Annotated in this window: 8 protein-coding genes; 5 read left to right on the top strand and 3 right to left on the bottom strand. The window is 72.8% G+C overall.

Annotation, left to right across the window (positions count from 1 at the left end):
• The first annotated feature begins 102 nt into the window (after window positions 1-102).
• Genes AC2EAQ_RS08075 through pcaF form a run of 3 tightly spaced genes read left to right on the top strand, consistent with a single transcriptional unit; the run spans window position 103 to window position 3,643 of the window.
• Window positions 103-891, top strand: a complete 789-nt coding sequence (locus AC2EAQ_RS08075; protein ID WP_484641887.1) for an enoyl-CoA hydratase-related protein — start codon at window positions 103-105, stop codon at window positions 889-891.
• Complete coding sequence (locus AC2EAQ_RS08080) at window positions 888-2,420, top strand: 3-hydroxyacyl-CoA dehydrogenase (protein WP_484641889.1); 1,533 nt, start codon at window positions 888-890, stop codon at window positions 2,418-2,420. Before AC2EAQ_RS08075 ends, AC2EAQ_RS08080 begins: the two co-directional genes overlap by 4 nt.
• Before the next feature lie 20 nt (window positions 2,421-2,440).
• Window positions 2,441-3,643, top strand: coding sequence for a 3-oxoadipyl-CoA thiolase (pcaF, locus tag AC2EAQ_RS08085; RefSeq protein ID WP_484641892.1), 1,203 nt, complete (start codon window positions 2,441-2,443; stop codon window positions 3,641-3,643).
• A gap of 18 nt (window positions 3,644-3,661) precedes the next feature.
• On the opposite strand, the gene AC2EAQ_RS08090 is transcribed toward pcaF, so the two are convergent.
• Window positions 3,662-4,330, bottom strand: coding sequence for a trimeric intracellular cation channel family protein (locus AC2EAQ_RS08090; protein ID WP_484641895.1), 669 nt, complete (start codon window positions 4,328-4,330; stop codon window positions 3,662-3,664).
• 148 nt (window positions 4,331-4,478) lie between these two features.
• Here AC2EAQ_RS08090 and AC2EAQ_RS08095 point away from each other — a divergent pair, with 148 nt between their 5' ends.
• The gene (locus AC2EAQ_RS08095) at window positions 4,479-5,177 is read left to right on the top strand and encodes a fumarylacetoacetate hydrolase family protein (RefSeq protein WP_484641899.1); all 699 of its coding nucleotides are present in this window, start codon (window positions 4,479-4,481) and stop codon (window positions 5,175-5,177) included.
• An 81-nt stretch (window positions 5,178-5,258) separates the two neighbouring features.
• On the opposite strand, the gene AC2EAQ_RS08100 is transcribed toward AC2EAQ_RS08095, so the two are convergent.
• Together AC2EAQ_RS08100 and AC2EAQ_RS08105 are read right to left on the bottom strand one after the other, a co-directional pair.
• Complete coding sequence (locus tag AC2EAQ_RS08100; RefSeq protein ID WP_484641903.1) at window positions 5,259-8,753, bottom strand: hypothetical protein; 3,495 nt, start codon at window positions 8,751-8,753, stop codon at window positions 5,259-5,261.
• A gap of 126 nt (window positions 8,754-8,879) precedes the next feature.
• Window positions 8,880-11,807 (bottom strand): ATP-binding protein, encoded by a 2,928-nt coding sequence (locus tag AC2EAQ_RS08105; protein ID WP_484641906.1) that lies wholly within the window; start codon window positions 11,805-11,807, stop codon window positions 8,880-8,882.
• 117 nt (window positions 11,808-11,924) lie between these two features.
• On the opposite strand from AC2EAQ_RS08105, the gene AC2EAQ_RS08110 reads away from it, so the two are divergent.
• Window positions 11,925-12,395 carry a hypothetical protein gene (locus AC2EAQ_RS08110; RefSeq protein WP_484641910.1) on the top strand — a complete coding sequence of 157 codons (471 nt, stop codon included), beginning with the start codon at window positions 11,925-11,927 and terminating at the stop codon, window positions 12,393-12,395.
• Window positions 12,396-12,406: the final 11 nt, after the last annotated feature.

Consider the following 12,406-nt stretch of genomic DNA (forward strand, 5'->3'; position numbering starts at 1 on the left):
GAGCTCGCTTTCGCTCGCTGCCCCCCGAGGGGGCCGTCCGCCGACGGACCGGCCTGGCCGGATCCGTGGCGGGAAGCTGGGTTGCTCGGCCGAATGCACGGCATGAGCAGCGTGCGGACCGAGCGCCGCGACGGCGGCGTGGCGTGGGTCACCATGGCGCGGCCGGCGGTGTTCAACGCCTTCGACGAGGCCATGATCGGCGCGCTGGACGACGCCTTCGCGGCGCTGGCCGGCGACGCCGCGGTGCGCGTGGTGGTGCTGGCCGGCGAGGGCAAGCATTTCTCCGCCGGCGCCGACCTGCAGTGGATGCAGCGCGCGTCCCAGGCGACGCTGGACTGGAACGTGGCCGACGCTCGCCGCTTCGCCGGCATGCTCGCGCGCATCGACAGCTGCCCGAAGCCGGTGGTGGCCCGCGTGCAGGGTGCCGCGCTCGGCGGCGGCGTGGGCCTGGCCTGCGCCTGCGACATCGCGGTGGCCGCCGACAACGCGAGCTTCGCCGTCAGCGAGGCGCGCTTCGGCATCCTGCCGTCGGTGATCGGCCCCTACCTCACCAATGCCGTCGGCAAACGCCAGGCGCGCCGTCTGGCGCTGACCACCGAACGCATCGGCGCGGCCGAGGCGCTGGCGATGTCGCTGGTGCACCGCGTGGTGCCGGCCGACGGCCTGGACGCCGCGGTGGACGCCGTGGTGCACGACCTGCTGGCCGGCGCGCCACAGGCCCAGCGCGAGATCAAGCAGCTGTTCGCGCAGCTGGAGGTGGGCGCCGTGACGCCCGAGGTGCGCGAGCTGACGGCGCAGACCATCGCCCGCGTGCGCGGCACCGACGAGGCGCGCGAAGGCTTCGCCGCCTTCCTGGCCAAGCGGCCGCCTTCCTGGAACCCCGGTTCATGAGCATCGACCTCCGACACGCGCCCCTGCTGGTGGTGGGCGCCGGCATCATGGGCGCGGGCATCGTGCAGGTGGCGGCGCAGGCCGGCCATGCGGTGCGCCTGGTGGACACCCGGCCCGGCGCGGCGCGCGATGCCAAGGCGCGCATCGAGACCACCTTTTCCAGCCTCGTGGCCAAGGGCCGCCTGGGCGCCGACGAGGCCAGCGCCGCGCTGGCGCGCATCACGCCGATGGAAGCCCTGGAAGGCCTGCAGGACGTGGGGCTCGTGATCGAGGCTATCGTCGAGGACCTGGAGCTCAAGCGCGGCCTGTTCCGCGACATCGAGGCGCTGGTGTCGCCGCGCTGCGTGCTGGCCACCAACACCTCGTCGATCTCGGTCACGGCCATCGCCAACGGCCTGCAGCACCCGGGCCGCCTGGTCGGCATGCACTTCTTCAACCCGGTGCCGCTGATGAAGCTGGTGGAGGTGGTGTCGGGTCTGCACACCGAGCCGGCACTGGCCGAGGCGGTGTTCGAGCTGGCGCGCGCCTGGGGCAAGGTGCCGGTGCATGCGCGCTCCACGCCCGGCTTCATCGTCAACCGCATCGCCCGGCCGTTCTACGCCGAGACGCTGGCGCTGCTGCTGGAGCGCGCGGCCGAGCCGCAGGTGCTCGACGCGTGCCTGCGCGCCGCGGGCTTCCGCATGGGCCCGTGCGAGCTGATGGACCTGATCGGCCACGACACCAACTTCGCCGTCACCTGCTCGGTGTACGAGGCCAACTTCCAGGACAAGCGCTACCTGCCGTCGCTGGTGCAGCGCGAGATGGTCGAAGGCGGGCTGTTCGGCCGCAAGAGCGGCCGCGGCTTCTACCGCTACGGCACCGACGGCGCCGGCGTGCCGCCGCTGCCGGTGGCGCTGCACGACGCGCCGGCCACGGCGGGCGAGGTGACGGTGCACGGCGCGGGCCCGATCGCCGACGCGCTGGAGCAGGCCGCCACGCAGGCGCTGCAGGCGCAGGGCTGGGGCCCGGCGCGCCTGCGCGACAGCGGCTGGACCGGCCTGTCGATCGACGGCGCGCGCCTGATGCTCACCGACGGCCGAACGGCCGCCGCCGTCAGCGCCGCCATCGGCGTGCGCGACGTGGCGCTGTTCGACCGCCCGCTGGCGCTGCCAGCCGCCGCCGGCACGGCGCTGGCCTACGCGGTGGCGCCCGGTGCCGGCGCGGCGTGGCGCGCGCAGGCCCCGGCCTGGCTGGCGGCGCTGGGCTTTTCGCCGCTGCCGCTGGCCGACGCCCCGGGCCTGGTGGTGGCGCGCACCGTGGCGATGCTCGTCAACGAGGCCGCCGACGCGGTGCAGCAGGGCGTGTGCACGCCCGAGGCCGCCGACGCCGCGATGAAGCTCGGCGTGAACTACCCGCAGGGCCCGTTCGAATGGCTGGCGCGCTGGAGCGCCGCCGAAGTGCTGGCGCTGCTGGACGCGCTGGACGCGCACTACCGCGGCGAGCGCTATCGAGCGAGCCCCTGGCTGCAGCGCGCGGCCGCGGCGTCCTGAACCCCCAACCCCTGGTGCCCATGAACCACGCCTTCATCTGCGACGCCGTTCGCACCCCCTTCGGCCGCTACGGCGGTGCCCTGTCGTCGGTGCGCACCGACGACCTCGGCGCGGTGCCGCTGCGCGCGCTGGTGGCGCGCAACCGCCGGGTGGACTGGGCCGCCGTGTCCGACGTGTTCTTCGGCTGCGCCAACCAGGCCGGCGAGGACAACCGCAACGTGGCGCGCATGTCGCTGCTGCTGGCCGGTCTGCCCGAGGGCGTGCCCGGCGCCACCATCAACCGGCTGTGCGGGTCGGGCCTGGACGCGGTGGGCACCGCGGCGCGCGCGATCCGCGCCGGCGAGGCCGGGCTGGTGGTGGCCGGCGGCGTGGAAAGCATGAGCCGCGCGCCCTTCGTGATGCCCAAGGCCGAGAGCGCCTTCTCGCGCAGCAATGCGGTGTACGACACCACCATCGGCTGGCGCTTCGTGAACCGGCTGATGAAGGAACAGTACGGCGTCGACTCGATGCCCGAGACGGCCGAGAACGTGGCCGTGCAGTTCGGCATCGAGCGCGAGGCGCAGGACCGCATGGCGCTGGCGTCACAGACCAAGGCCGTGGCGGCGCAGCAGGCCGGCTTCTTCGACGCCGAGATCGTGCCGGTGACGATCCCGCAGAAGAAGGGTGACGCGCTGGTGGTGAGCCGCGACGAGCATCCGCGCGAGACGAGCCTGGAATCGCTGGCGCGCCTGAAGGGCGTGGTGCGGCCCGACGGCAGCGTGACCGCCGGCAACGCCAGCGGCGTGAACGACGGCGCCTGCGCGCTGCTGCTGGCCGGCGAGGCCGACGCCGCACGGCACGGGCTGACGCCGCGCGCCCGCGTGGTGGGCATGGCCACCGCCGGCGTGGCGCCGCGCATCATGGGCATCGGCCCGGCGCCGGCCACGCGCAAGGTGCTGGCGCTCACCGGCCTGACGCTGGCGCAGATGGACGTGATCGAGCTGAACGAGGCCTTCGCGGCGCAGGGCCTGGCGGTGCTGCGCGACCTGGGCCTGGCCGACGACGACCCGCGCGTCAACCCCAACGGCGGCGCGATCGCGCTCGGGCATCCGCTCGGCGCGTCGGGCGCGCGGCTGGCCACCACGGCGGTGAACCAGCTGCACCGCAGCGGCGGCCGCTATGCGCTGTGCACCATGTGCATCGGCGTGGGTCAGGGCATCGCGCTGGTGCTCGAGCGCGTGTAGCCGTTCGGCAGCCGCACGTCAGCGGTCGCGGTCGCGCGGCTCGCCGATCTGCCACGCCGGCAGCGTGAAGCCGGTGACCAGCGCCAGCGCCCGCAGCAGCGTGGCGGTGCCGGCGCCCAGCAGCAGCGCCGCGTCGGCCGACAGCCCCGACGCCTGCGCCCCCACCAGCACCCAGCCGCCGACGAAGGCGCACACCGCGTAGGGGCGGTGGTCGCTGAACGCGCGCGGGATCTCGTTGCAGACGATGTCGCGCAGCACGCCGCCGAAGGCCGCGGTGACCACGCCCATCAGCACCGCCACCAGCGCCGGCGTGCCCGAGGCCAGCGCGATCTGCGTGCCGCCGGCCGAGAACAACCCGAGGCCGAGCGCGTCGGGCCACTGCATCGCGCGCTCGGTGAGCGCCAGGTGACGCCGGCGCAGGAACAGCATCGCCGCCACGCACAGCGCGAACAGGCCCCACAGCCAGTTGGCATGCTCGACCCAGAAGAACGGCCGACGGTCCAGCAGCACGTCGCGCAGCGTGCCGCCGCCGAACGCGGCCAGCCCGGCCACCACGCACACGCCCACCGCGTCCAGGCGCCGGCGTGCGGCCTCGATCAGCCCCGACAGCGCAAAGGCGACGGTGGCCACCGCCTCGACCGCGATCTGGGCGTTGGACAGGGTCAGCAGGGGCAGGCTGGGGGTCATCGGGGCATCAGGCGTCGGCCTGGTGCAGTCTAGTGGCCTGCCGCGTCGGCCGGGCTGGCCAGCCTTCGGGTTTCACGCACTCGGGGACCACGGGGATGCGTCATCATCGCGTCCGCAACGACCCCCAGAGGACGACGAGGAGCCCCGCATGACGTTCTCCATCACGCCCGATCCGCAGGCCGCCGTGCCCGTGGCCGGCACCGACACCCTGTTCCCGGTGCGCCGCGTCTACTGCGTCGGCCGCAACTACGCGGCGCACGCGCGCGAGATGGGGTCGGACCCGACACGCGAGCCGCCGTTCTTCTTCTGCAAGCCGGCGGACTCGGTGGTGGTGGTGCCGCCGGGGCAGACGGTGACGGTGAGCTACCCCACGCTCACCAGCGACTACCAGCACGAGATCGAGATGGTGGTGGCCATCGGCCGCGCCGGCCGCGACATCGCCGTGGCCGACGCGCTGCAGCATGTGTGGGGCTACGGCGTGGGCCTGGACATGACGCGGCGCGACCTGCAGGGCCAGATGAAGAAGACCGGCCGCCCGTGGGAGATCGGCAAGGCCTTCGACCAGTCGGCGCCGATGGGGCCGCTGCATCCGGCGTCGCGCGTCGGCCACCCCACGCGCGGCGCGATCTGGCTGCAGGTGGACGGCCAGGACCGCCAGCGCAGCGACATCGACCAGCTGATCTGGTCGGTGCCCGAGATGATCGCCAACCTGTCCACGCTGTTCGAACTGCGCCCGGGCGACCTGATCTTCACCGGCACGCCCGAAGGCGTGAGCAAGGTCGAGCGCGGCCAGACGATGACCGGCGGCGTGGACGGCCTGGGCGAGATCCGCGTGCGCGTGGCTTAGACCCCGGGGCCCTCGCCGATACCGCGGGCCCGCCGAGGCCGACGCCGAGCCTGGCGATCGAACCTCAGCGCCACCCCGCCGTCAGGGCATCCAGAAGTCGCGGGCGTACAGCCGCTGCAGGCGCGAGCCCGGCGCGGCGGCGGTCTGGAGGTACTGGTCCCAGGCGTCGAGCTGCTTGTCGGGCCCGATGACCATGAAGCTGCCGGCCGGATCGAGCCCGCTCGTCGCGAATCCCGGCAACAGCCGTGCATGCACGCGGTTCTTGCGTTCATACAGCTTGTCGATCAGCTTCGGGTCACGTCGCAGTTCGAGCATCGCACTGCGGAAGCGGCGCACCATCTCCGGCGGCTGACCGTCGGCCAGGTCGGCAGCGATGCCCTCGGCACGCGCCTCGTAGGACTGCGAAGAGCGGGTCTCGGAGAAGGTCTGCGCGATCACGTACTCGCCCAGTGCGCGGTCCGGCTGCCCGTTCCTGATGATGTCGACGACGAAGCGCACGGTTTGCGGCAGCTCCGGCGTGCGCTCGGCGTAGTAGCCGGCGCTGCCGGCCGACACGGTGCCGCGCAGCCCGTTGCTGTAGGCCAGTCCGGCGCCGACGGTCTTCGTGAACACGCCGTGCGAGCCGGCACCGCCGTACAGCCGCGTCGCCAGGAAGTCGAGTTGCTTGTCCTTGTCGCCGACGTCGGCGAAGTGGACGGACGGGACCGAGGTCAGGATCACGCCGCCCTGCTTGTTGGGTGCGAGAAGGCCGACATGCTGGGGCGCGGCATCGGCGCCCCGCTGTCGCAGCCGGGCACCGATCAGCGATTCCCCGCCGGCGGGCAGCGCGGCGAACGGCGTCGCATCCAGGCGCTTCGCGAAGGCGTCGATCTGCGGCACGAGCCCGTTGCGCATCTCCTGGGAGCTGGCCAGGAACACCCGCGCCCCGCCGGCGCGCAGGAGGCGACGGCGAAGCGAGTCCAGCCGCACCAGCGCCTCGCCGGCCGGCATCGCCAGATCGTCGCGCAGCAGCAGCGTCAGCTGCGCGAAGTCGGCACCGACGCTGCTGTCGGGCATGTCGGCCAGGCTCAGTTCGAGGTCACGCAGCGCCTCGCCGGCCAGCTTGCGTTGCGACGCCGTCAGCGTCACCCAACCCGGGGCCTTGTCGGGGCCGAGCAGTTCCTTCAGGCGGGTGCGGTCCAGCGCACGGCCGGTGTCGGCCAGCCGCGTCAGAAACGTAGCCAGCGCGTCGGCGTCGCCGGGCGCCGGGTCGAGCAGTTGCCAGCGCACCCGCAGGGCGTTGTGCGTGCGGGTCAGGAACGACGACGAGGCGAGCCACGTCGGATGCCGCTGCATCCGCCAGGCGTTCGCGGGGTCCTGCACCCAGGCCTCCTCGGACCGCTGCATCGTCCCGCGCAGCGCGCCGAGCTGCTGGTCGACGACGTCGCGGATGCGCGGCAGGTTCTCCGGACGCCAGTCCGGCGCGTGCAGCGCGAGCGTCATCCAGTCGATCGCGCGGCGCGACTCCTCCAGGCCCACGCCCGCGCCGCGCAGGACGAGTTCGACGCGGCCGGTGCGCACGCTGGTCGAGAACCCGGCGCTCATCGCCAGGATCTCGCGCTTGAGTCGCTCGCTCATCTGCTCGTAAGGCACCGGTCGGCCGTTCTCGATCACCCCCACCGACGTCAGCAGGTCGGGCAGCACCGACAGGTAGCGCAGTTCCTCGCGCGGCACGCCGTCCGCGCGCAGGGCGATGCCGGTCTGCGCGCCGGTCACGCTGTCGAAGCGCGACGCCACCAGCGGCACCCCTTGCGCCACGCGCAAGGTCTCGAACTGCAGGCCGTCGTCCAGCGTCATCGGTGGCGACTTCACGAACGGGGTCGGCGGCACCTTCGTGCGCTCGTCGATGCGCGCCAGGGTCGCCTCGGCCTCGGCGGCGTAGCGCGCCAGCGCCTGCTGCTCGTCGTCGGTGCCGTACCGCTTCTTCAGCCTCTCGGTCTCCTCGCGAAGCCGCGCCTCGCGCTCCGCCTGTTCGCGCGAGATGAGCTCCGGGTTCGGCCGGGCGCCGACGATGTAGGGCGTCACGCCGGTGACCTTCCAGCGCGCCAGCGCCTCGCGCCAGACATTGCGGTCGCTGGCCAGCAGCGCGCGCACGCGAGCGAACTCCGGCTTCATCACCAGCGACTTGCGGGTGCCCGGCGACTGCTCGAGCTGCATCAGCAGGTCCGCCCACGCCGAACTGCCGTTGCGGGCGCCGAATCCCGGCGGGGTGCCCAGGAACTTGACGGCCTGCCGCTCGCGCTCGGTGACACGACTGGCCATGCGTTCGTTGAAGGCTCTCAGTTCGGGCGAGCCGTCGGCGAGCGCCGCCACGCGCTGGATCTCGTCGACCACCGCGGCGCGGAGCGAGCGCAGGCCGTCGTCGCTCATCGCCGAGGGCCGCACGTCGTTGAGGTCGATCGCGATCGGGTGCCCGCCCCACTCCTGGACCGACGCCTCGACCGAGCGTGCCCCGGTGTCGAGCTTGCGCGTGCGCCCGTCGATGAGCAGCGCGTAGAGGTTGGTACCGGCGTCGCCCGCGAGGTTGCCGAAGAACAGGTCGGCCAGCAGCCACTCGCCGGCGTCGAGCGTGCGCGTGGCGGGCCACACCAGGGAGACGGGGCTGGGCTGTTGCCGGTTGACGCTCGGGTACTCGTAGATGCGCAGCGCGCCCTCAGGGTCGCCGGCCGGTGGCGGCAGCTTGTCGAGCGAGTCGGCCGGCCGCGGGCCGCCCCTGGGTGCGTCCTTCATCAGCACGCGGTCGAAGCGCGCAAGCAGCATGTCCAGCGGCGCCGACTTCGGGAAAGCGGCCACCGTGCCCATGTTCGCCAGGTGGTGCGTGGCGGCGTGGAAGCGGCGGATGTCCTCGGGCGTCATCGTGCGGATGGCGGCGGGCTCGCCGCCCGCGTTGTACGACAGCGCATGCTGTAGCCCGTAGACCGCATGAGACCGCGCGCGCCAGGCCTGCCACGGGCCATTGGCCATCGACGCCACCATCTCGTTGTAGACGGTGCCCTTCTCCTCCAGCCGCAGGGAGCCGTCGCGGTTCCTGGTCACGCCGACGTTGCGCACCTCCAGGCGGATCTCGTCGTCGCTGTAGTCGGGGTGCAGCATCGCTCGCTGCTGCTCGGCAAACAGATTGAAGAAGGTGTCCAGCCCGGCCGCCGTGTTGAAGAAGTAGCTGGTCCGCCAGGTCTCGGTGTAGGCCGAGCTGTTGGCCAGCGACATCGCCTTCTTGGTCTGCAGCGTGCGGCCGCGGATGCCGCGCAGGAGCAGCAGGTGTTCCTGCGTGTGGGGCTCGCCCTGGTCGGAGGTGGCGAACGACTTGACCCACGTAAAGGCCTGCGGCACGGACTCGATCTGCAACAGGTCGAGCTGGAAGCCGGTGGGGCGGTGCATGAACCGGCCGCCCATCGGCCGGTCGGCCGCGTCGAGGTAGACGGTCGTGGTCTCGAACCGCTGGATGCGGTCACCGGCCTTCAGCGTGGCGAGCGTCAGCGGGGCAGCGTGCAACTGCGTGGTGGCGAGCAGCGCAAGCGAACACAGGGCAAGGCGCATGGTGCGTTGGTCCGCGGAGAGGGGGCTTGAAGTCTAGACGCGCCCCGAACGGCCGATGCCGATCCTGAAGCGGTCGTGGACGCATGTTGACGCTGCGGCGACGCAGCGTCCGCCGGACCGCAGTGGTCAGACGGGCAGGCGTGCCAGCACATCGGCCAGGGGCGTTTCCGGTGGCAGCAGGCGCAACGCGGCGGCTTCCTCGGCAGGGTCGATCTGCATCGGCGCGACACACCGCTCCGCATCCTCGCGCTCCGAACGGGTGAAGAGCGTCTGGCGCTGGGCCCAGCGCACGAAGGACAGGCCCTCCTCACGGCGCCCGGTCCGCGCCAGCACCACGCCGGCGGTGGCCACGCAGTCCAGCAGCAGCGGGTTCGATCCGACGCGGTTCGCCACGCCGAGGGCCACCGACAGGTCCTTCAGCGCCTGCTCCGCATGGCCGCGCTGCAGGGCCACCAGGCGGGCACGCATCAGCAGGGCGGCAACCTCGATGACCGGCTCACCGCGCTCCTGGGCGCAGACGACCGCCTGGTGAGCCCAGCGTCGGGCGTCGTCCAGCCGATCCTGCGTCTCATGGATGCGGGCGATGTTGGTCAGAACGTAGGCCTCGTCGGTGGGGTCACCCGGCGTCCGGCTGAGTTGCAGGGCCTTGTTCAGGAGCTGCAGCGCCTCGTCGCCTTGCCCCATCAGGCGCAGCAGGTTGGCCAGGTTGATGCATACGAACAGCATGTGGCGAAGCCGACCCCGGCGCTGCACCTCGTCCAGCACTGATTCCAGGGTCTGGCGCGCCTGTTCGTAGCGGCCCAGGGCCTTGAGGATCAAGGCCCGGTCCGACAAGGCCGCGATCTGCGAGCCCGCCCCGTCAGCCGCCTTGCCAATGGCGATGGCCTCGTCGATGTGGGCCAGTGCGGCTTCCAGTCGGCCGTACCGCCAGTGGATGTTGCTTTGGGTGGCCAGTGCGCTGCACTGGCCGTGGGGGTCGTCCAGTTCGCGTGCGCGCGCCTGGGCCTGCCGGGCTTCGTCCATCGCTCGTGCGAACAGCCCTTGCCCATAGCTGAGCTGGCCCTGCATGAGCACCAGTTCCAGCAGGGCCCGCGCCACGGTGCGCTCGGCTGTTGCCGATTCCGCCGTCGACGGCCCGCCCCGGACGGCTTCCAGGGCTGCGCGGGCGGCGTCCATCTGATGCCAGCGCTGCGCCATGTCGGCGCGGTGCCGGACCATCCACCGCAGCGGCCGCGCCAGGGCTTCCAGCGTCGGTGCGTCGGCTCGATCGAGCGCCCAGCGCCAGGCCTCCTGCAAGTGAGCCGCATCGCTCTCCGCGGCCCGACCATGGCGCAGGCGCTGCGCCAGTTCGCGCGCGTGGCGCTCCCGCAATGCCGGCACATCGGTGGCCAGCGGTGCCGCACAGCGGCGGATCAGCGGGTGCAGCGAGATCAGTCCGTCGTCTTCGGCACGCAGCAGCGAGCGGTCGGACAGCGTCGCCACCACCGGCAGCGGCGCCTGCAGCACCGCACGCACCTGGGCGCGAGAAAAGGGCCCGGGCAGCACGGACATCTGCGCGAGCACGCGCTGTTCCAGCGCCCCCAGCTGCGCCCAGGCCTTGGCGAAGCTGGCGCGCACGCTGCGTTCGTTGGGCGTGGCCGGCTCCAACAGGTCCAGCGACTCAGCCAGCTCGGCCAGGATCTCGCGCACCGGCATCAGCCGGCGCCAGGCGGCCAGCAGCTCGATGGCCAGCGGCAGCCCCTCGACCTCGTGCACCAGACGCACCACGTCGGCCGCTTCGGCGGCCAGGTCAAAGGCCGGCGCCAACGGCCGCGCGCGGCGTTCGAAGAGCAGCACGGCGTCGTTGGCACGCAGCACCTCGGGGTCGGTCTCGTCCAGGTCGGGCAGGGGAAGGCCGGCGATGGGCAACCGCCATTCGCCGGCCACGCCGACGGGAGCGCGCGAAGCCACCAGCACGCGCAGCCCGGGGCAGCCCGCCAGAAGGGTCTCCAGGCCCGAGGCCAGCTCCAGGTGTTCGGCGTTGTCGAGCACCAGCAGGCGCTCGGCCGCATCCAGGCTGCGCGCCAGCGCAAGCCACGGGCCATCGCTGGCCTCCAGCGGCAGTTGCAGGAGCGCGGCCATCCGGCCGGGCACCTGGTCGGCCTGGCGCAGGTCCTCCAGCGCCACCCACAAGGCGCTGGCGCCCCGGGCGGAATGCACCGCACGGGCCAGGGTGCTCTTGCCGCTGCCGGGAGGGCCCAGCAGTGTGAGCACGCGACAGCCCGGTTCGGCCAGACGCTGCGCGATCTGTGCCAGTTCCTGGCGTCGGCCCACCAGCGCGCTGCCCGCTGGGGAATGCTCAGGCGCGCCCGCCTTGCCTTGCAACGCCTCACTCAACGCCCGCACGGCGGCCGACGGCTGCAGGCCGGCCTCGGCGGAAAGACGCTGCTCGAACCCACGCAGCTGGCTCAGCGCCTGGGCTGGGCGGCCCAGCGCCAGCTGGGCGCGGCCCAGGGCCTGCAGTGCGATGTCGTCCAATGGGTCAGCGCGCAGCAGGGCCTGCGCCAGTTCGCTGGCTGCCATGGGGTCGGCGGTCAGCTGGTCCAGTCGGCGGGTGCAGGCCTCGTGCCAGCGCGCATGCAGGCGCTGGCGCTCCGCATGCAGCCACTCGGCCGCTTCCGCCGGCCAGGCACTGTCCAGGCCCAGCAGCAGCGGTCCGCCGTAGGCCGCCACGGCCTGCTCGTGCTGCTGGGCGCTGCAGGCGGCTTCGAAACGGGCAAGGTCGGTGTCGGGCGCCCAGCGCAAGAGATCGCCCTGCTGCTCCAGACCCTCGACGCCTTCCACCTGGCGCGCGAGGTGCAGCACCTTGCGCAGGTTGCTGCGTGCTGCGGCCAGGTCACGACCGGGATAGAGCAGGTCGGCCAGTTCGTCGCGGCGCACCCACGCGCGGCGGCAGGCCAGCAGGGCCAGCAGCAGGAACGGGCGTTCCGCGGTGAACGGCAGGCTGCGGCCGCCCACGCGCAGCGTGGGCACGCCCAGCAGGCACAGCGTGGGGGGCTCCCGGTCGGTGTTCACGAAAGGCGATTCTGTCGTGCCGCGGCCGGCGTTCCGCCGCGAAACGCCCACGAAACGGGGGATGCCGAGAGTGGACCCCGTCGTTGCACGGGCAGCGACACCAACAGGGGAATGCACATGAACGCACTTTACGTTTTCGCCTCGACCCTCACGCTCGTGGCCGCTGCAGGCCTGACCGCCTGCGGCGGCGGTGGCGACATCGCCGCCGACATGGCACCGCAGGCGCGTGCCGCCACCGCGACGCAAGCCACCTTGCTGGACGACGAGGGCCACCCCACACCGACCCTGCCGGCCGCGCTGCCGGTCGACGCCGGTGCCCGCACCCGCAGCACCGGCTATGCCACACCGGCTCAGGCCGCCGCGCTGGAGCGGACCCTGGGCAGCGAGGTACTGAGCACCGAGGTGGGGTGCTGCGGCGCCGAGGCCGCCGACGTGGCGGTGCTGATCGTCTACGGCCTGCAGGCGGCCGGCAATCTGCCCAACAGCGCTCCGGTGCTCGTGCGCGGGGCCGACCTGCGGCTGGCCGCCACCGTGGCGCAGCGCCTGGCCGACAACGGCTTCAGCCGCGTCTGGATGGTGGTGAACTGAGCGCGGGCGCC

Source organism: Aquabacterium sp. T101 (genome assembly GCF_057219775.1).

What these genes read in the sequence shown, in the direction of transcription:
- AC2EAQ_RS08080 (WP_484641889.1), top strand. Translation starts at nt 888, where the DNA reads ATGAGCATCGACCTCCGACACGCGCCCCTGCTGGTGGTGGGCGCCGGC.
- AC2EAQ_RS08110 (WP_484641910.1), top strand. Translation starts at nt 11,925, where the DNA reads ATGAACGCACTTTACGTTTTCGCCTCGACCCTCACGCTCGTGGCCGCT.
- pcaF (WP_484641892.1), top strand. Translation starts at nt 2,441, where the DNA reads ATGAACCACGCCTTCATCTGCGACGCCGTTCGCACCCCCTTCGGCCGC.
- AC2EAQ_RS08090 (WP_484641895.1), bottom strand. Translation starts at nt 4,330, where the DNA reads ATGACCCCCAGCCTGCCCCTGCTGACCCTGTCCAACGCCCAGATCGCG.
- AC2EAQ_RS08095 (WP_484641899.1), top strand. Translation starts at nt 4,479, where the DNA reads ATGACGTTCTCCATCACGCCCGATCCGCAGGCCGCCGTGCCCGTGGCC.
- AC2EAQ_RS08075 (WP_484641887.1), top strand. Translation starts at nt 103, where the DNA reads ATGAGCAGCGTGCGGACCGAGCGCCGCGACGGCGGCGTGGCGTGGGTC.
- AC2EAQ_RS08100 (WP_484641903.1), bottom strand. Translation starts at nt 8,753, where the DNA reads ATGCGCCTTGCCCTGTGTTCGCTTGCGCTGCTCGCCACCACGCAGTTG.